23 protein-coding genes are annotated in these 19,686 nt (G+C 38.0%); 20 read left to right on the top strand and 3 right to left on the bottom strand.

All coding sequences use genetic code 11. The features are described from left to right. The first annotated feature begins 3 nt into the window (after positions 1-3). The 12 genes from A6755_RS23775 to A6755_RS23720 all read left to right on the top strand — a co-directional run bounded on the left by A6755_RS23775 (position 4) and on the right by A6755_RS23720 (position 11,071). A complete protein-coding gene (locus A6755_RS23775; protein ID WP_063592175.1) occupies positions 4-822 on the top strand; it encodes an amino acid ABC transporter substrate-binding protein in 819 nt (272 codons plus the stop codon). A gap of 40 nt (positions 823-862) precedes the next feature. Then, the gene (locus A6755_RS23770) at positions 863-1,570 is read left to right on the top strand and encodes an amino acid ABC transporter permease (protein ID WP_063592174.1); all 708 of its coding nucleotides are present in this window, start codon (positions 863-865) and stop codon (positions 1,568-1,570) included. 20 nt (positions 1,571-1,590) lie between these two features. Further along, positions 1,591-2,301 (top strand): amino acid ABC transporter permease, encoded by a 711-nt coding sequence (locus tag A6755_RS23765; RefSeq protein ID WP_063592173.1) that lies wholly within the window; start codon positions 1,591-1,593, stop codon positions 2,299-2,301. Then, the gene (locus tag A6755_RS23760) at positions 2,298-3,068 is read left to right on the top strand and encodes an amino acid ABC transporter ATP-binding protein (protein WP_063592172.1); all 771 of its coding nucleotides are present in this window, start codon (positions 2,298-2,300) and stop codon (positions 3,066-3,068) included. The genes A6755_RS23765 and A6755_RS23760 overlap by 4 nt, the downstream gene beginning before the upstream one ends. 23 nt (positions 3,069-3,091) lie before the next feature. Further along, a complete protein-coding gene (locus A6755_RS23755) occupies positions 3,092-3,601 on the top strand; it encodes a GNAT family N-acetyltransferase (RefSeq protein WP_063592171.1) in 510 nt (169 codons plus the stop codon). Between the two features lie 14 nt (positions 3,602-3,615). Next, positions 3,616-4,758: an amidohydrolase gene (locus A6755_RS23750; RefSeq protein ID WP_063592170.1), complete on the top strand. Its 1,143-nt coding sequence runs from the start codon at positions 3,616-3,618 to the stop codon at positions 4,756-4,758. 442 nt (positions 4,759-5,200) lie between these two features. Further along, positions 5,201-6,205, top strand: a complete 1,005-nt coding sequence (locus tag A6755_RS23745) for an LLM class flavin-dependent oxidoreductase (RefSeq protein ID WP_063592169.1) — start codon at positions 5,201-5,203, stop codon at positions 6,203-6,205. 78 nt (positions 6,206-6,283) lie between these two features. Further along, positions 6,284-7,117: a MetQ/NlpA family ABC transporter substrate-binding protein gene (locus tag A6755_RS23740; protein WP_063592168.1), complete on the top strand. Its 834-nt coding sequence runs from the start codon at positions 6,284-6,286 to the stop codon at positions 7,115-7,117. Between the two features lie 43 nt (positions 7,118-7,160). Beyond that, a complete protein-coding gene (locus tag A6755_RS23735; protein ID WP_063592167.1) occupies positions 7,161-8,240 on the top strand; it encodes a methionine ABC transporter ATP-binding protein in 1,080 nt (359 codons plus the stop codon). Then, a complete protein-coding gene (locus tag A6755_RS23730; RefSeq protein ID WP_063592166.1) occupies positions 8,182-8,832 on the top strand; it encodes a methionine ABC transporter permease in 651 nt (216 codons plus the stop codon). Before A6755_RS23735 ends, A6755_RS23730 begins: the two co-directional genes overlap by 59 nt. A 35-nt stretch (positions 8,833-8,867) precedes the next feature. Next, positions 8,868-9,716 carry a MetQ/NlpA family ABC transporter substrate-binding protein gene (locus A6755_RS23725; protein ID WP_084738234.1) on the top strand — a complete coding sequence of 283 codons (849 nt, stop codon included), beginning with the start codon at positions 8,868-8,870 and terminating at the stop codon, positions 9,714-9,716. Positions 9,717-9,733: 17 nt separating this feature from the next. Continuing rightward, on the top strand, positions 9,734-11,071 hold the full coding sequence (locus A6755_RS23720; RefSeq protein WP_063592164.1) for an LLM class flavin-dependent oxidoreductase: 1,338 nt from the start codon (positions 9,734-9,736) through the stop codon (positions 11,069-11,071). Positions 11,072-11,188: 117 nt separating this feature from the next. Here the strand turns inward: A6755_RS23720 and A6755_RS23715 are convergent, their stop codons facing one another. After that, positions 11,189-11,974: a glucose-1-dehydrogenase gene (locus A6755_RS23715; RefSeq protein ID WP_063592163.1), complete on the bottom strand. Its 786-nt coding sequence runs from the start codon at positions 11,972-11,974 to the stop codon at positions 11,189-11,191. Positions 11,975-11,992: 18 nt separating this feature from the next. Then, positions 11,993-12,844 (bottom strand): GRP family sugar transporter, encoded by an 852-nt coding sequence (locus A6755_RS23710; protein WP_063592162.1) that lies wholly within the window; start codon positions 12,842-12,844, stop codon positions 11,993-11,995. A 210-nt stretch (positions 12,845-13,054) separates the two neighbouring features. Here A6755_RS23710 and A6755_RS23705 point away from each other — a divergent pair, with 210 nt between their 5' ends. Then, positions 13,055-13,459 (top strand): thioredoxin family protein, encoded by a 405-nt coding sequence (locus tag A6755_RS23705; protein WP_343929644.1) that lies wholly within the window; start codon positions 13,055-13,057, stop codon positions 13,457-13,459. Continuing rightward, complete coding sequence (locus A6755_RS28170) at positions 13,459-13,614, top strand: hypothetical protein (RefSeq protein WP_343929646.1); 156 nt, start codon at positions 13,459-13,461, stop codon at positions 13,612-13,614. The genes A6755_RS23705 and A6755_RS28170 overlap by 1 nt, the downstream gene beginning before the upstream one ends. A gap of 185 nt (positions 13,615-13,799) precedes the next feature. Here A6755_RS28170 and A6755_RS23700 read toward each other — a convergent pair whose 3' ends face one another. After that, on the bottom strand, positions 13,800-14,345 hold the full coding sequence (locus A6755_RS23700; protein WP_034305549.1) for a helix-turn-helix domain-containing protein: 546 nt from the start codon (positions 14,343-14,345) through the stop codon (positions 13,800-13,802). A gap of 405 nt (positions 14,346-14,750) precedes the next feature. Here A6755_RS23700 and A6755_RS23695 point away from each other — a divergent pair, with 405 nt between their 5' ends. The 6 genes from A6755_RS23695 (at position 14,751) to A6755_RS23670 (ending at position 19,386) form a co-directional block, all read left to right on the top strand. Beyond that, positions 14,751-14,990, top strand: coding sequence for a PLD nuclease N-terminal domain-containing protein (locus tag A6755_RS23695; RefSeq protein ID WP_034305547.1), 240 nt, complete (start codon positions 14,751-14,753; stop codon positions 14,988-14,990). Beyond that, complete coding sequence (locus A6755_RS23690) at positions 14,987-15,892, top strand: ABC transporter ATP-binding protein (protein ID WP_034305544.1); 906 nt, start codon at positions 14,987-14,989, stop codon at positions 15,890-15,892. Before A6755_RS23695 ends, A6755_RS23690 begins: the two co-directional genes overlap by 4 nt. Then, positions 15,889-16,677 (top strand): ABC transporter permease, encoded by a 789-nt coding sequence (locus tag A6755_RS23685; RefSeq protein ID WP_063592161.1) that lies wholly within the window; start codon positions 15,889-15,891, stop codon positions 16,675-16,677. Before A6755_RS23690 ends, A6755_RS23685 begins: the two co-directional genes overlap by 4 nt. 49 nt (positions 16,678-16,726) lie before the next feature. Beyond that, positions 16,727-17,443 (top strand): ABC transporter ATP-binding protein, encoded by a 717-nt coding sequence (locus A6755_RS23680; protein ID WP_063592160.1) that lies wholly within the window; start codon positions 16,727-16,729, stop codon positions 17,441-17,443. Further along, entirely contained in the window at positions 17,418-19,010 is a 1,593-nt protein-coding gene (locus A6755_RS23675) for a hypothetical protein (RefSeq protein ID WP_063592159.1), read from the top strand. The genes A6755_RS23680 and A6755_RS23675 overlap by 26 nt, the downstream gene beginning before the upstream one ends. 88 nt (positions 19,011-19,098) lie before the next feature. Then, complete coding sequence (locus A6755_RS23670; RefSeq protein ID WP_053533732.1) at positions 19,099-19,386, top strand: transposase; 288 nt, start codon at positions 19,099-19,101, stop codon at positions 19,384-19,386. The last annotated feature ends 300 nt before the right edge of the window (positions 19,387-19,686 follow it).

Here is a 19,686-nt window from a genome sequence, read left to right as displayed (position 1 = left end):
GAGATGAAAAAAACATTATTAATTGTTCTGGCACTGCTACTAACTTTTTTAGGAGCTTGCTCTTCAGAAGAAACAACCAGTACAGCAAAATCTGGGGATTCAAAAGATAAAGAAGTTCAGAAAATCATTGTTGGAACAGGGACGCAATTCCCTAATATTTGCTTTTTGGATAGTAATGGTAAGCTGACAGGGTATGATGTCGAATTGGTTCGTCAAATCGATGAAAAACTGCCTGAATATGAATTTGAATTTAAAACGATGGAATTTTCTAATCTATTATTAAGTTTAGAAACGAACAAAATAGATTTTGTTGCTCATCAAATGGAAGTGAATGATGAACGGGAAGAAAAATTTTTATTTAATAAAGAACCATACAATGTCTTTCCGCTTCAAGTTACAGTTCATCAGGACAACAATGATATCCATTCCATTAAAGATTTAAAAGGAAAAAAAGCGATAGTGAGTGCAACGAGCAATTCTGCTGTTTTTCTTGAAAAGTATAATAAAGAAAATAATGCCGGTATTGAAATTGTCTATTCAGGCCAAGGCGCAGATGATACGAAGAATCAAATCAAAACTGGTCGGGCGGATGCTACCATTACTACACCATTTGCCGTCGACTTCTTAAATAAACAAGCAGATGCACAGCAAAAGGTTGTGGGGGAGCCGCTGCTTAATTCAAAAGTATACTTTTTGCTAAGAAAAGACGAAACGCCTTTACAGAAGAGAATTGATGAAGCACTTGTGGAACTGAAAGAAGAAGGGGTAGTTAGCGAACTAAGTAAAAAGTGGCTGGGCGCAGACTATTCAGTGGGATTTTAATTAGATAGTAGTAGAGTAGTAGGCGCGGAGGTGCTAAAGCATGGGGAAGGCATTTGATCCTTCATTAATCGTCGATTTCATTCCGACATTAATATATTATCTTGGAGTAACATTGCAAATTCTGACAGCATCCGTTTTATTAGGAATGGTCATCGGGATAGCGGCAGCCATCCTGAGAGTATTTCGTATCCCTGTCTTGAATCAATTTGTCATATTATATATTTCATTCATTCGGGGAACGCCTATTTTAATACAATTATTTCTAGTTTTTTATGGACTGCCTGCAATCCTGTTGTTCATTAATATTGATATTTCTAGAATGGATGCTCTGTATTTTGTCATTATTACGTATGCATTAAGTAATGGGGCACATTTTGCAGAAATATTCCGGGGAGCGATTAAGGCTGTCGATTACGGGCAAACGGAAGCAGCCTATTCTGTTGGAATGAATAATAGTCAAAGCTTTTTTAGAATTGTGCTTCCTCAGTCCATACGGATTGCTTTTCCGAATATCGCAAACTCTATTATCGGATCCTTAAAGGATTCCTCACTTGCCTTTACCATTGGCGTAATGGATATGATGGGGAGGGGAGAGACATTGATTGCCGCAACTGCACATGCTCTCGAAGTCTATCTCTCATTGGCAGTTATCTATTATGCAGTCGTGCTATTGTTCGAGAAGATATTCAGACTTTATGAAAACCGCATTAATCGGCATCAATCTGTTGATGTGTCTGTTACTGGATAACAAAGGGAGGAGGGAAGGACTTGACGATTGATATATTATTCATTTGGACTGCTTTTAAGGAGATTATTAGAGCACTTCCGATCACACTTATCTTAACGATTCTTCCTCTTCTTGCAGGTTTTATAATCGGTCTCGCTGTTGCCCTGATTAGGATTAATAAAGTGAAATTTCTAAGTGGAATTGCAAATGGCTATGTTTCCTTCTTTAGAGGAACACCGATTATCATGCACATAATGCTCATCTATTTCGGTTTTCCATTATTAATCGATCAAATTTCTAAAAAGTTTGATTTGGGTATACAATCTGATTCCATTCCGATCATCTTATTTGTCTTAACCGCCTTATCGTTGAGTGCGGGTGCTTATTTATCAGAAATATTCAGATCGGGAATTATCAGTGTCTCCAATGGCCAAATGGAGGCAGCCTATTCAGTGGGGATGAATTCGTTTCAAGCCATGACGCGAATTGTTTTGCCACAGGCCATTGCTCAGTCCATCCCGAATTTCACGAATATTTTCATTGGATTTCTGCATACGTCATCCATTGCTTTCATTGTATCCCAAAAGGAAATGACAGGAGCAGCCAATATTGTTGCATCCACCAATTTGAAATTTTTGGAGTCTTTTATCGCTGCTGGTTTAATTTATTGGGGTCTCACAATCATTGCAGAGGGGCTTTCGTTTTTAATTGAGAAAAAGGCCACTGCCTATAATCGAGGAGGAGTACAATGATTTATTTAAAAGATATAAAAAAATCATTTAACCAGCAGCCTGTTTTAAAAGGGATTAATTTGAAAATAGGCAAGGGAGAAGTAGTTACCATTCTAGGACCAAGTGGATCTGGGAAAACGACCTTGCTTAGGTGCTTGAATTTTCTGGAGAAGCCAGAAGAGGGTATCGTTCAAGTGGGAGATATACAGGTGAAGTCCAAGAAGGCGACGAAAAGGGAAATCTTGTCACTTAGGAGACAATCGGCAATGGTTTTTCAGCATTATAACTTATTTGCTCATAAAACTGTTTTGGAAAATGTAATGGAAGGGTTAATTGTTACAAAAAAATATAAGAAAGCTGAGGCGAAACGGGAAAGTGAGCTGTTATTGGAAAAAGTAGGTTTGGGAGATAAGCATGACCATTTCCCTTCGCAATTGTCTGGAGATCAACAGCAACGTGTTGGAATTGCCAGGGCACTTGCTTTAAATCCGGAGGTCATTCTATTTGACGAGCCAACGTCGGCACTCGACCCTGAGTTGGTCGGGGAGGTGCTTTCTGTCATAAAAGCAATTGCACAGGAAGGCATCACGATGGTGATTGTAACCCATGAAATGAGTTTTGCTAAAGAGATATCGGATCGTGTTCTTTTCATGGATGGCGGGGTGATTGTAGAAGAAGGTTCACCATTGGAGATTTTCAATGCTCCAAAGGAAGATCGAACACGACAATTTTTAAATCGGATATCAAGAGATTTTTCCGTATCATTTTTAGAAGAAAGGGCCAATTAAAGGAAGGGGCAAAAGGAGGACGTATGATTAATACAATCGTAGTCGATGAATTGATTGAAGCAGATAAAGAGACGGTGCGCCGCTTATTGGTAGAAAGTTATCAACAATATGAACATGAATATTCGAACCCGGAAGCTTGGGAAGGATATTTAAAAAATATTGAATCCTCGTTGGATAATCCACATGTTGATAAGGTGTTGGTTGCAAAGTGCAATCAGGATATCCTTGGCACATTACAGATTTTTCAATCATCTCAAAAAGCATATGAAAAGCCGGAACTTGGGATTTTTTCACCAATCATTCGGTTGTTGGCCGTTCATCCCGAAACAAGGGGACGCGGTATCGCTCAGGAATTATTAAAGGCTAGTGTAAATTATGCAAAATCGCAAGGTGCGTCCAGTTTGTATCTACATTCTACTGATAAGATGCATAAGGCCATTAAACTATATGAATGGTTTGGCTTTAAACGGGATCGAACGAAAGAATTTCAAAATCAGGATATATTAGTAAAATGCTATCGCTTGGATTTATAGAAGGAGGCGACTGTATGAGTCGAGAGCTGGAAAAGCGCTTAATATCGATACGGCGCCATTTACATCAATATCCGGAATTATCAAATGAAGAATTTGAAACGACAAAATCAATTCAAAATTGGCTCGAGGAAGAGGGCATTGAAATCCGTCATACAGGATTGAAAACAGGTGTTTTGGCAGATATAAAGGGTGGCAGACCCGGACCGACAGTAGCCATAAGGGCGGATATCGATGGACTTCCGATTGAGGAACGAACCGGGCTTCCATTTGCTTCGAAAGTAAAAGGGGTGATGCATGCTTGCGGCCATGATTTTCATACGGCAGCCGTTATAGGTGCTGCCTACCTTTTGAAAGAATATCAATCAGAGTTGTGCGGGACAGTGCGATTGCTTTTTCAACCCGCAGAAGAATTAGGCGGCGGAGCTGTACATGTGATAAAAGATGGTCAAATTGACGATGTAGCGGCTGTGATTGGGCTGCACAATAAACCCAATTTGCCTGTAGGCACCATTGGGATAAAAGATGGTCCGTTAATGGCGGCAGTGGACCGTTTTCATATTGTTCTTCAAGGGAAGGGGAGCCACGCGGCCATCCCTCAACACGGAAAAGATCCAATAGCAGCAGCGGCTCAGCTTATTACCGCTCTTCAAACTATCGTCAGCCGGAATGTATCCCCTTTAGAAAGTGCCGTGGTAAGTGTTACGAGAATAACAGGTGGAAACACGTGGAATGTAATTCCGGGTGAAGTCATATTGGAAGGAACGATTCGAACCTTTAGTTCTGAGATACGCGAAGAAGTAAAAGAAAAGTTTTATTCGATTGTGAATCATATCGCCGCTGCTTTTTCACAGGAACCTGTGATTGGTTGGTTTCCTGGACCACCCGCGCTTCATAATCATCCAGCTGTCACAGAGATGGCCCGCTTGTCTGCTCGGCAGCAATCATTGCATGTAATCAATCCAGAACCTTCAATGGGTGGTGAAGATTTCGCTTATTACCTTCAACATATCCCCGGTACCTTTGCCTTTTTTGGTACAAACGGAAACGAAGACTGGCATCATCCAGCTTTTACTATTGATGAAAATGCCATTATTAAGGCCGCTTATTTTTTATCTGAAAGTGCCAAGGATTTATTATATAACCATGGTAAGTGGTGAATATACATGACAAAGGTGCCAGACACAATTTTGTGCCTAGCACCTTTTTTGTTGTAATTCCTAAGGTTTTGGTCCAATTTGATTTCAAAGCATATTCATGATGCGAACATTCCCCCCATTTTAGCTTCCATACATAGTCACTCTTCATTTTTTTTATTCCAGCTTTTCATAGACTCCTCTCCCTCTCATTGATTAATTCTATTCTGATAGCGGTAAGAAGAATAAATCTCAAACATGATAGGCGAGAGCATGGTTAATTATTAGGCAAAGGCATTCCAAATTCATAAGCAATTAATAGAATTTTTTTATCAATTAAATAAATTTTTCTATCAAATAAGGTGTTGTCAAGTGCTTGTTTACAATGTTAGGATGAATTTCAATTACATTAAAAACAACTAATTCGATTTGTTAACTCGGTATTAATGATTGGAGAGAAAGTCATATGAGTTTTAAGCTTGGAATATTAGATCAAAGCCCCATTTTTCCTGGGGAATCGGCAGTTGATGCACTTAAGCAAACCGTAAACCTAGCTCAAAAAGCTGAAGAATGGGGATATACCCGTTTTTGGGTATCGGAACATCATCATATGGAACAAGTTGCTGGGTCTTCACCGGAAGTATTAATTTCTTATTTATTATCGAAAACCACAACCATTCGTGTAGGTTCGGGAGGTGTCATGCTTCAGCACTACAGCCCTTATAAAGTCGCTGAAAATTTTCATGTTTTATCCACTCTTGCCCCGGGTAGGGTAGATCTTGGCATTGGTAAAGCACCAGGTGGATTTCCTTTATCAACAAAGGCGTTACAATTTGGAACTGTGAATGATGGAAAAGATTTTGGGGAACGTGCATCCTTATTGCGAAAGATAATTGAAAATTCAATCGATGATATTCACTTGCTCTCTGGTATTCAAGCAACACCGATACCGCCTGAAAAGCCAGAAATCTTTCTGCTTGGTGCTAGTTCAGACAGCGCTCAACTAGCCGCTAACCTCGGAATGGATTTTGTATTCGCCAGATTTATTAATAGTGATGATACCAAGCTGTATGAAGCGTCTTCTGCTTACCGAAGCAAGTACCCAGAAGGTCGCTTTATCGTATCAGTAGCGGTTGTGGCAGCTCCTACCCAACAAAAAGCAGAGGAGCTGGCAAGCGAACACAAACTATTTAAAGTTCATCTACAAAGTGGCCGGACGCTGACAGTTCAATCACGTGAGCAGGCTGAGTCATTTGAGAAGCAGGCTGGTGAAGCTTATGAAATAGAAGAGCAGAACGCAAGTATTATTGCTGGGACTCCAGGATATGTTAACGGGATTTTAAAGGAAATTCAGAAAGTTTTTCAGGTGGATGAATTTATTTTGCATACACCGCTTCGAAGAGAAGCAGAACGGATCCAATCCTTTCAGTTGTTGAGTCCTCTTCTCTTAGGGGAAGAGACCAACATATAGAAAAGATCCAGAGGGTATGAAGCAGCGATAAATATTTGTTATTTCCAATATAAAAGGATAAAAAAGGAGCGAGAAACATTGAAGAAAATTAAATGGCTGTCCGTTACGGTTTTAACAGTAGTATTGCTGGTATTAGGAGCTTGTGGAAGTAATGAGCAAACATCATCGGAGAGTAAAAGAGACAAGGATGAGGAAGTGACTTTGAAAATTGGTGCAGCCTCAATACCCCATGCAGAAATTTTAGAGTTTATCGCACCGGATTTAGAAAAACAAGGCGTGAAACTGGATGTAGTGATTTCTACGGATGGTATTCAAACGAATCAACAAACAGCAGACAAAGAATTGGATGCAAACTTCTTCCAACATACCCCTTACTTAGAGCAAGTAAATAAAGATAGTGGTTTGAATTTGGTTAATGTGAAGGGTGTACATATTGAACCATTTGGTGTCTATTCCAAAAAAATTAAGTCTATAGGTGAATTGTCAGACGGAGCGAAAGTAGCCGTACCGAAAGATCCAGTAAACTTTTCGCGGTCGTTACAGCTTTTTGCGGCAAATAATATCATTGTGTTGGATGCTTCCAAGTCAGGGGATTATACGATTGAGGACATTACAAAAAATGATAAAAAAATAGAATTCATTCCAGTCGATTCCCCTCTTTTAGTTCACTCGCTAGATGATGTGGAAGCATCGGCCATTAACACAAACTATGCTCTGGAAGGACGGTTAAAACCTCTCGATGATGCACTGATAATTGAAGGGAAGGACTCACCATATGTAAACATTTTAGTTGCTCGTCCAGACAATAAGGACGATAAAGCGATCCAAAAGCTTGCGAATGCATTAACGACGGAAAAGGTCAAAGAATTTATTTTTGATCAATATGAAGGAGCCGTCGTGCCCGCTTTTTAAGGGGTGTCTATACCAAGCTAGTTAATAAGAGGAGGTGGCCAATTTGATAGAATTTCGTCGGGTTTCAAAAGTTTTTGATGGCGGGGAGAAGAAAGTTGAAGCGTTAAAGGAGATTAATATAACCGTTGAAAAAGGGGATATATTCGGGGTTATCGGTTTTAGTGGAGCGGGAAAAAGTACACTCATCCGAACTGTCAATCTACTTGAATATCCTACTTCAGGTGAAGTGATTGTAGAAGGAAAAGATCTTGCCAAGATGTCTGAAAAAGATTTGCGTGAAGCTAAGAAAAATATTGGCATGATTTTTCAGCATTTTAATTTACTTAATTCCAAAACAGTCTTTGATAATGTGGCGATGCCATTATTGTTAGGTAAAAAAAAGAAAAAAGAGATTGAAGAACGAGTTAATGAGATTCTCCGTTTTGTTGGTCTAGAAGACAAAGCAATGAACTATCCAAATCAACTTTCAGGTGGACAAAAGCAGCGTGTCGGGATTGCCCGTGCTTTGGCTACAAACCCTTCGATTTTATTATGCGATGAAGCAACATCGGCATTGGATCCACAAACAACAAAAGCAATCCTGAATCTGTTGAAACGGATTAATGAAGAATATAAAATTACCATTCTAATTATCACGCACGAAATGGAAGTGATTAAAGAAATTTGTAATCGGGTTGCAGTGATGGAGGATGGGAGCGTGATTGAATCAGGAAATGTGATCGATATTTTTGCCCGTCCACGAACAGAAACAACACGTAACTTCATTCGATCGGTTGTTCGCGATGAAGTGCCATCAAGTGTATATGGATTGCTCAATGAGGATGCCTATTTCAGTCGAATTTTTAAAATTGATTTTTTGGGATTGAGCTCTGGGCAGCCTATCGTTTCAAAAACAGCGAAGAGGTTTAATGTGGAAATAAACGTTCTGTTCGGCAATATTACTGAGTTACAAGGCATCCCATTTGGTAATTTAATTGTTGAAATAATAGGAAATGAGGATGAAATTGATCGGGCATTACAGTTTATAAAGAATCAAAATGTCAAAGTGAAGGAGGTTACGAAGGATGGAAGTAAGCAAAGAGCTCATTTTAAACGCCTTGTGGGAAACGCTGTACATGGTTAGTATTTCACTTTTTTTTGGAAGCATCATTGGAATATTCTTAGGCATTTTATTGGTTGTAACAAGAAAAGGTCATATTTATGAAAATAGATTTATTTTTTCTATCGTGAATCCGATTGTGAATATCTTCCGATCGATTCCGTTTATTATCTTGCTTGTGGCGATTATTCCATTTACAAGACTAATGGTTGGAACGTCGATTGGTACAACAGCAGCAATTGTGCCACTCGTGCTTCATATTGGCCCATATATCTCAAGACTTGTGGAGAATTCGCTATTGGAAGTGGATGAAGGCATTATTGAAGCCGCGAAAGCCATGGGAGCAACGCCGATACAAATTATTTTCAGGTTTTTAATGCCTGAGGCTTTTGCGTCATTAATTCTAAGTATAACAACTGCAACAATTGGTTTAGTGGGCGCTACAGCCATGGCAGGAGCTATAGGTGGCGGTGGACTTGGAGATGTAGCGATAACTTATGGCTATCAACGCTTTAGCACTATTACGATATTCGTCACCGTTTTAATTCTAGTAATTGTTGTTCAGGGAGTACAAAGTTTAGGAAATATATTCGAACGGAAAATTAGAAGAGTGTAGTGCGGTAGTGTACAAAAGGGAGAGTGGAATGAATGATGAAAAAATGCATTTTACCTATACTGCTTATCTTGGGGGTGTTATTGGCAGGTTGCTCAAGTGATTCAACGAATGCAGGAGGGAAACAGAAAGTGAAGGTAGGGATTAGAAATTCTGAACTTCGAACATGGGAATTTTTAAAGGAACAGGCTGAAAAAGAAGGGGTGGAAATTGAACTTGTTAATTTCTCTTCGGCATATGATCCGAACGAAGCGCTGGCAGAAGGGGATATTGATATCAACGCCTTTCAACATGTTGCCTATTTAGATTCATTTAATGCAAACAATAATACAGACATCGTTCCAATTGGGACTACAATTATTGCTCCTCTCGGTTTGTATTCAAGCAAATATAAATCGGTGGAAGAGATCCCAAATGGTGCACAAATTGCTGTGCCCAATGACCAAGCTAACTGGGGAAGGGCTTTATTGCTATTACAAGAAGCAAAACTCTTAGAGGTTGTGGATGACTTTGACGGGAATGGCGGACAGGACAAAATAAAGGAAAATCCGAAGAAAATCAAAATTGTTCCTGTCGATGGTGCCAGTGCCCCGCGTGTGATGGAAGATACAGCTGGTTCGGTGATTAATAATGGAGTTGCGGTAGAAGCGGGACTAAATTTAAAAGATGCTCTTATTTATGAAAGCAGTACTGCAAAGCCGTATATTAATATCATAGCGGCTAGGAGTGAAGATCAAGACAATGAAATTTACCGAAAATTAGTTGATCTCTATCAATCAGAGAAAACGGCTAAATTTATTGAAGAGGCTTACAATGGAAACTATATTCCAACATTCATTACCTTGAAAGAATTGAGCAGTTATAAGGAGATTTATTCTAATAAATAAGGAAGGAGAGATTAGAAATGGCTCAAGACAGACAGATGAAGTTAGCTGCTTATCTTATTGGAACAGGTATGCATGTTGCGTCGTGGCGGCATCCGGCATCAAATCCCAATGCAAGTATTGATGTGAAAGCTTTGCAAAGACTCTCGAAAATTGCAGAAAAAGGGAAATTTGACCTTGCCTTTGTGGCAGATAGTTTGGCCATTAATCATGAATCGCATCCTCAAATACTTAATCGATTTGATCCGATTGTACTAATTACAGCATTAGCTGCAGCGACAGAAAAAATCGGCATTGGGGCGACAGCTTCGACAACGTATAGTGAACCATATGTACTCGCTCGCCAATTTGCTTCTGTTGATCATATAAGCGGCGGACGGGTGGGATGGAATGTTGTTACTACAGCTGATGCGACCGGAGAGACGGCCTTGAATTTCAGTCGTGATAAACATTTGGCACACGATCATCGTTATGAACGAGCGGAGGAGTTCATCGACGTTGTCCAAGGATTATGGGATTCGTGGGAAGATGATGCGTTTGTGCATAACAAAGAAACGGGACAATTTTTTGATCCTGATAAAGTGCATGAGCTTCGGTATAAAGGCAACTATTTTTCGGTAAAAGGTCCGTTGAATATCGCACGTTCGGCGCAGGGGCAGCCGGTTATCATTCAAGCGGGTGCGTCTATACCAGGGCAGCGATTAGCCGCTCGAACAGCCGAAGTCGTTTTCACACATTGGGATAACATTAAAGAATCCAAACGATATTATCAAGAATTAAAAACGTCTTTATTGGATTTTGGAAGAAGCGTGGAAGAGCTCCACATCCTTCACGGCATTTCCCCTATTATTGGAGAAACCGAGGAAATAGCTATTCAAAAATACAATAAACTCCAAAGTCTCGTCGACCCTTATGAGAGTTTGAAATTCGTTTCTGGTTATATGGGCAACGTGGATTTTTCAAAATATTCTTTAGATACACCAGCGAAGGATGTTGAATTTCCATTAGTAAATAGCATACAAAGTAACTTTAATGAAATGAAGGAAATTATTGGTGAAGAAGACATAAAAGTGGGTGAATTATATGCGAGATTTTTCAGTCCTGCCAGACGAGATAGATTTGTCGGTACACCAACTCAAGTAGCTGATGAAATGGGGGTATGGTTTACTGAAAAAGCTGCAGATGGCTTTATGCTTCAATTTCCATTGTTACCAGGCGACTTAGAGGATTTCGTCGAGAAGGTTGTTCCAATTTTACAGGAGAGGGGTTTGTTCCGTTTGGACTATGAAGGAGACACTCTCCGTGATCACCTTGGATTAAAGAATCCAAAAAATCGCTTTGCTAATGAAGAAATATGAAATTATTTGGAATAAGGGATATCTCGGATTTTCAATTAGAGGGACATAGGAGAAATCCTAGTCCCTCAAATTCTATTCTCCTAAATATCAACCGCTACTAAAACTAACAAGTTAAGTTCAGCCTTTTCCTGCTTGGAAACCTGGATATTTGGTCATTCCGCCATCAGCATATAAGGTCAAGCCCGTTACATAGCTCGATTCAGCGGAAGCGAGCCAAGCGGCACAAGCGGCAATTTGTTCCGGTTTTCCGATGTATCCCATCGGTATCAGGTTGATGACTTCTTGTTTAGCTTTCGGGTCATTGAATTTTTCGGCATTGATGGGTGTGTCGATTGCACCAGGTGAAATATTATTAATGCGAATCCCTTTAGGAGCATATTCAAGTGCAAGGGTTTCTGTCATCATCTTGACTCCGCCCTTACTTGCTGCATAGTGGACAAAATGAGGCCAAGGTATCCGGTCATGAACGGAAGACATGTTAATGATATTGCCCTTAATGCCATGATCGAGCATATAACTGATTGCTTCCCTGCTTGCCAGGAACATCCCCGTTAGATTTACATCGATGACTTTCTGCCAATCTTCAAGAGTCAATTTTTCACTGGGCACTTCATTTTCAATACCAGCATTGTTGATCATGATGTCGATTGTACCAAAGGTGTCCACAGCGAAAGAAAGCAATTTCTTCACATCAGCTTCCTTTGAAACATCACCTTGAATGGCTGCGGCTTTCCCGCCTGCAGCTTCAATCGTTTTGATGATTTCCTTATGTTCGCCATTTTCAGTGTGATAATTTAATACGATATGTGCTTTTTCTTTACCGAACCTTTCGGCCATGGCTTTTCCTAATCCTTTTGCCGCGCCAGTGATCACGACCACTTTTTTTTCTAAATCTTCATACATCGTTCAGCTCTCCTTTGACTATTCTTTTGTAAAGCCAATCATGATTCCGCCAGCAATTACGAGTACACACCCGATGATGACAAAGGCCATTTGCTTTTTGGATTTTTTCTCTCCTAAAAGAAAGATGCCGCCTAAAGTGGAAATGACGATTCCCATTTGGGAAAATGAGAATGCGATGGCCACGCCCACTTTCGGATTAGCGAGCAGGAGACCGATATTACCGACAGCCCACATCATTCCGGTAAGGATATTCCGTCCGGCATACTTATTAAACGGTTTATGTTTGATGGAAAGGAGCAAGGCAGCCAGGAACATGCCAATTGCTTGCGGCAGGATCGCCGACCATCCGTCAACCTCATTCCATCTGACGACGATGACATATGTAACATAACCCACCGTAGAAATGGCAAGGTAAAAAACCCCTTTTTTCATGCTTCCTTCTTTTTTGTTATCACCATCGCCATAGCTTGTCAGCAAGACACCTGTAATCAAACAGATGATTGCAACAATGCCAATGATGATTGTCATCTTGTCATTCCATTCCCTGAAAATGATGACTGCAAAAAATGTATTTCCTAGAATTTGCAGTCCTGTTGAGATTGGAACGGTTTTCGATACCCCGATTTCCTTGACGCTATTGAATTGAAATAACTGCCCGAATGCCCAGCCTATCCCGGAAATGATGCCGACAATCCACACTAGACTGCTCCATTCCGGTGGATTGATGAAAGACATCATGATGGCGAACAGTAATGAACCGATTGTAATGCCAAGTGTTTGATTATAAGAGTTGCCTCCGAGTTTTTCGGAAACAAGCACTAAGCTGCCCCATGTCAATGCAGGGAGTAGCGCAAAGAGAAAGCCTTCCACAAAATTTCATCTCCTAAACTAGAAAACAATGTTTTTATCAATATAAAATAGTTAGTAAGCTATTGAATGTATGTATAGTTTCCCCTTTACACGGGAAAGAAAACATGGATTTAATTTACCAATTTGTCATTTTATTTTTCGATGTGGAAACAATGAAATAATAAGTGGTTTATGGTACTTTTAATTTAAAGAATAGTTAGGAGAAATACGATGACGACACTGAATGAATGGTTTGAAAAGGGGATTCCCGCTCAAGAATTTGTATCTTCGATGAAAGTTCATAAAGAAAACTTACAATCGATCCAGCAAGGTTTTTCCACTTCTGCAGAGGACCAAGATTTTTTTGATGCATTAAAGAGGAAGGAACTTCGAGTTATTGTCATTACTGAAGACTGGTGCGGAGACGCGATGATGAATATTCCTATACTGCTGAATATATCTGAAGCGGCAAATATCGAAACTCGCATGATTTTACGAGATCAAAATCTTGAACTGATGGATCAATATTTAACGAATGGAACAGCGCGTTCGATTCCCATTTTTATATTCATTGATAAGGTGGTGAAGAAAAAGCTGTTTGGGGACCTCGTGCACCAAAGGTACAAGAGTTCGTAATGGAGTTAAGGTCTGACCTGCCTGCCAAGGATGATGAACGTTTCGAGGCAGAGCAAAAAGCAGTTATTAAAAAGATAACTGCGGCTTTTGCTGAAGAAAAACACCTGTGGGACGAAGTATACAGCAGTATAAAGGAAACATTGGGGAGCTGCTGATTGCGGGTGCATCACTTTTAGTCATGTCCCATAACGGGTGGTAAGCCCATTATGGAATTTATTGGGCTGTTTCAAAACACGGACTGCAACCTGACTGGTTGGTGAATATATAGATATGTTTCTTAACGTGTTTTTCTATAATATTCGATTTTGAGTCCAAGGTTTTGGAACAGCCTTTTCATTTTTTATGATTCTGGAATAATTGTAACGCCGATTGTTCGAATAGGAGAGTCTTGTTTGGCACTTTGATTCGTTGCTTTGTAGTATTTTAACATTAGATCGTTCAATTCATTTTGGAAGTTAAGGAAGCTTTCATCATCAAGCTTTAGTTCTAAAAGGGAAAAGGTTGAACCATCTTCTGCGCAGTCTCTTTCTTCCAATTTAGTAAGATAGTTTTGATATTGGGTCATAAGGGATAATTGATAATAAGAAAAATAGTTCACCTTTTTTTCATTAGAGGATTTTTTCCATTCTTCCCCGCTAAGTCGTGCTTCTTCTTCATTTAAAACGTAGTATTTTTCGGAAACGGATCTCACTTTTTTCTCTTTTACTATGCGAATGACCCCTGAATCCAAAAGGACCTGTATATGTCTATATAATGTTGCCTGGGGTACATCTTTAATGATTTTTAACATTTCTAATGGTGTTAAACCATTTTCCCTATTTCTCATTAAAGCTTGGGTAATCTTTATTCTTACTGGGTGCATTAAAATTTCAGCTTTATTAATCATCTTATTCTCCTCACATTGGAAATTATAACTGGATAATTTTTAGTGAACTTTCCTGTTGGCCATGAATAATACGTTTAATTCTTCATATATTGTAATGTTTGAATCATTGTCATTTACATAAAAATGACACGGTTCGAAAAATAATAGTACCTAAATATTTTTTCTAAGTAAATAATAATTATTTTTTAATTATTTTAATTTTTTAAAAAAATGTCTACATTTCATGAAAATTAATAAATATCGCTATATTTTTATTATTATTCATAATGATAATATTATCATTATAAATAACAATAAAAACTAAAACAATATTTTATTAAGAAAAAAATAGGTGCAAAATTCCAAATTAGATGTTATCATTATCGATAATGATAATAATATTTCGTTACCAAAGGAGTGGTATATATGGAATTGCATTATGGATGGAACGAATTGAAAGATATTGATTTCATGTCTATTCTGCCGATCATTTTACCGGTAATTGCAATTGGAATGATTTTAGTGCTTATAGCATTAATTGATTTATACAGAAATCGAAAGACGAGGAAAAATGTTTTATTGTGGACACTCATCATTATTTTTGCAAATACTATCGGTCCAATTCTGTACTTCGTTATCGGTAGAAAGGACAGTGAAAGAATATGAAATTAGAAATTAAAAATGTTACAAAAAAATTCAAAGAAAAAACAGCGGTCAATAATTTTTCAATGGAATTGCAATCAGGGGAATGTGTTGGATTGATTGGGCCAAATGGGGCTGGTAAATCGACACTGATAAAAGTGATTGCAGATATTATAGATCCAAGTACGGGAGAAGTATTGCTTGATGGTAAGAAAATTTCAAAAATGAAAAAGGAAATAGGCTACTTACCACAATACCCTAACTTCTTTCAATGGATGACCGCCAAAGAAACCCTTACTTTCATGGGGCAGCTTTCGGGTATCAAGAGGGAAGAATTATTAAACGGCATCCCAGAGATATTGTCGAAAGTGGGGTTGAGCGGGGAAGAGAATTCAAAGGTGCGGACTTTTTCAGGCGGAATGAAACAAAGGCTTGGTATTGCACAGGCGCTGTTACATAAACCGGCATTGATTGTCATGGATGAACCGGTTTCGGCATTAGATCCCATCGGCCGGAGAGAAGTGTTGAATATCATAAAAGAGATAAAGAAAGATACGACAATTTTATTATCGACGCATATATTAAGCGATGCAGAAGAAATATGTGAGAGGTTTGTCATTATAAAAAGCGGTAAAAAAATTGAGGACACAACGATGTCAGAATTATTGAACAGGAATAGCGGAAATAAAATCAATGTCGACATAACCTCTAAAAGTCAAAAATGGATTGAAAACGTTAAAAGCTTGAACTTCGTCAAGGGTGTAGAGGTAATGGGGAACAAATTGAAGATAGAAGTGGAAGATATTGAGTCAAACAAGAATATGTTACTGGCGAATGCTTTGGAGCATAATGTTGATCTTGTCAGGTTCGAAATAGATAACGATACATTGGAAGAGATATTCTTAAAATTGGTGGTGGAAAAATGAATAACTTTGCCGTTTTAGCTAAAAAGGAATTTGTTCAGATGGTACGTGAATTTAAAGTGATTTGGCTGCCGCTTGTATTTATATTTTTAGGAATAACTCAACCAGTTGTAAGCTATTATTTACCTTCAATATTAGAGGCACTGGGCGGGGGCCAAGGGATCACCATTGATCCAAGCATGGCTGCCCAAAAAGGCGGCGAAGTTCTTGCCAGTACTTTAGGGTCTCAATTTGATCAGTTAGGGGTCATGATCATCATCGTTTCCATGATGGGAGTCGTTCAATCCGATAAAGCAAATGGGATGCTTGCTTTCATACTTACAAGGCCTGTGACGGTTGGATCTTATATAAGCGGGAAAATCATTTCCAATTACCTGTTTGTTGCCTGCAGTGTGGCATTGGGATATTTGGTTTCATATCTGTATGTAGTTTTTTTGTTTACGAGTGTTGATTTTGGGGATTTAATAGTGGCTTTACTGTTCTATCTGCTGTGGATCCTATTTATCGTTTCATTCACGACGATGATCAGTACCATTTTTAATAGCCAGGGTATCATTGCATTAATTTCGATAGTATTTCTCCTCGGCTGCAGAATCATAGTTGGATTAAGTCCGGTAATAGACAATGTGAATCCGGCAAGCATGAGTAAGCATGCCATGGAAGTACTGATTTTAGGCACAGTCAATTCACAAGCGCTTTGGGGTGTATTAGCTGCACTTGCATGGACGGCAGTAACGATATTGATAACGAACATATGGATTTCTAAAAAGAAATTCAATAATGAATAAGTTGAGGATGGAAATGTTTTAATCATGAAGTGATGGGAGGATAATAACTTTGTTAAGCATCACAGATTTGGAGAAAAGCTACTCGGCCAAGAAGATTTTGAATGGTGTAAATCTAGAAATCAAAAAAGGGGAAACCTTAGGTTTTATAGGAGCAAATGGTGCAGGGAAAACCACGACGCTGAACCTCATTACAGGCATTTTAGATTCAGAAAATGGAAAGGTTGAAATAAATGGCCTGACCAAAGAAGACGGCATAGAATATAAAAAACAATTTTTCTTCATTCCTGATACTATCAATGTGTTTAACAATGTTTCGGGATTTGATTGGATTCGTTTCTTGATGAACCTATATGGAAATGATGACAAAGAACGGTTGGGGAAATATATCAATCGGTTTGGGATGCAGGAGTCCATTAAAAAGCCAATGGGAAGTTATTCTTATGGAATGATGCATAAGGTATCCCTGATAGCGGCTTTTACCATTAATCCCCCGATCATCATTATGGATGAACCATTGAACGGATTAGACCCAAACGCCGTTTTAGTTTTCAAGGGGTTAATCAAACAATATGTTGAAATGGGCGGTACAGTGTTTTTCTCGACGCATCTGCTGGATGTGGCAGAGAAAATTTGTAATACAGTGGCTATTTTAAAAGAGGGAAAAATCATCCTGCATGATGAGATACAAAATATAATAGGTGAAAGTTCATTAGAATCTACCTTTATGGAGGCTCAGGTATATGAAGGAAAAACTTCAGTTAACTAGATTTTTCGTTTCTTCCTTCTATAAAATGCCCAAGCAGACAATGTTACAGGCTGTCCTGATAATAGCCGTTTTTTATATGTTTTTGCAGCTGACTGTCGTTAACGCCTTTGTTTATTTTCTTGGAGATACCCAGGTCTTCCTGTTTTATAATTTAACGATTTCCAGCATTCTCGTCTTTGCGTTGGTTTGCTATTTGTCCACATCACAAATATTTTCTTATGATGAATTTAAAGTATTGGCACCTCTGCCACTCACCTATAAGGAAATATCAAGGGCCAAAGTGTTAAGTAGCTTATGGGTCCCGATCATCTTATCAATGATGATCCAAGTGCCAACATTAGGCTTCTTGATAGTCGATCTAAAGTTTATCGAAGCGATTAAATTAATCACATTTTTACCAATCGTCAATGGTTTAACGGCTTTGTTCCTGCTTTTTATCCTATCGTGCATGAATAGGCATTATTATAGATTCAAAAGTAAAGTAGCATACTTAATGGTTAACATTGGTATCATCCTAACGCTTATGATTATTTCCATTGTATATTTTGCAGGAAAATCATCAGTTGCCATTTCAAAGGTCATCTCGGAAATAGATTTGAATTCTTTTGAAGGGCTAAAAAACTCGTTGGAATTGTTGATGAGACATATATTTGAAACCGCAAATATGATTCCAGTGATCAAATGGATATTGGATGCTTTTGTATCAAATGAAATAACCGTTCAATTTTTCATTATTTATATTTCGATAATGGTAATAGGTTTCCTTTTGTATTCAATGATTATAGAGAACATTTCTGTTCATTACTTTAAAAATGGGATATTGGGAAACAACAAAACGAATATGAAAAACTCAAAGGTAAATATATCAAAAAATCAATGGAGTAACTATTTACAAAGAGAGATATGGATCATTAAGTCTGAAGCATATTTTAAGATGCAAATCGCTTTAGGTCTTCTTTTGCCTCCGATCTTTTCACTTGTCATGTTATTGCTGATTCAGAATGAAGTATTCCCGAATTATTTGAATATAACGAAAGAGGGAGTCTTTGATAAATACTTTTCCTATTCGGTCCTTTTCTTGTGTTGTATAAATAATATAAGCGGAACCCCATATTCAAGAGAAGGTAAATACCATTATTTACTAAAAAGCGTCCCGTTTGATGAAAAATATGTTTATTTTTCTAAAGTGATATTTTCATCAATAATCAGTATTATAGCCGTGGTGATCAGCTTTTTGATATTTGCTCTATTTGGCTATTGGGAAATGGAAAATGCAGTCATGTTATTAATCACTTCTTGTTTAGTGGTTTGCTATAATCTTCTAACACCATTATATGATATGAAAAATCCTAGTATTGAATGGGAGAACCCATCTGCTGCAATTAAATCCAACCCCAATGTATTAATAAGCCTGCTTTATGGATTGCCATTATTGATCTTGGTAACAGCGATTCATTTTGGCTTGGTTTGGTTCAGTGTCCAACCCCTGATTGGGGCGCTAGTGATTTTAGTGATCGCAATAGCGATCAATTCCATTTTGATTAATAGATTGAAATTAAATTTATGAAAGTCTTTATATTAGAAAAACATTTTCGTTTGATAAAAGAAGTACAGAAAATCGGCACTAAATAAATTTAAAAAAGGAGTGTCTTATTATGGGGAAGCACCATGATAAAGATTTTAAAATTTATGCTGCTCGATTAGTCCTGGAAGAAGGCAGAAAGCCTAGAGAATTGGCCGAAGAACTTAATATATCCATACCTACATTAAGAAATTGGATCAATATCTATAAAGAAACAAATGAAGTTGGCTCGGCGGACTCCAGTAATGGTTTTTCAGGGCTCAGTCTGAAAGAGGAAAAGGATAAAATAATTAAAGATCTACAAGAAGAGAATGAGATATTAAAAAAGGCCATGCACATTTTCATTAAACAACCAAAATGATTGAACAGTATTAAAGCCATATTTTATTTTTCACAAATTATAGTGAAAAATAAAATATGGCTTTTTTAATTAGAAAATTTCAAGTTGATTTTTTCATTCTAAATTTCACACGATAAGTCCTATGAAAATACTACTAAAGTAGAAAAATAATGAAAATTGGTAAAGTTATTATGTAATGTAGATAATTTACAAATTTTTAATGGACTCGGCAAAATTGTTGTGATAAAGTGTTATCGATAATGATAATAGGTAATATTTAACCCAGAAAATGAAATAATTGTTTTAAAAAAGAAATTTTAG

Source organism: Peribacillus frigoritolerans (assembly GCF_001636405.1).
Taxonomy (GTDB): Bacteria; Bacillota; Bacilli; order Bacillales; family DSM-1321; genus Peribacillus; species Peribacillus frigoritolerans.
This window is presented reverse-complemented; position numbering and strand designations above follow the sequence as displayed.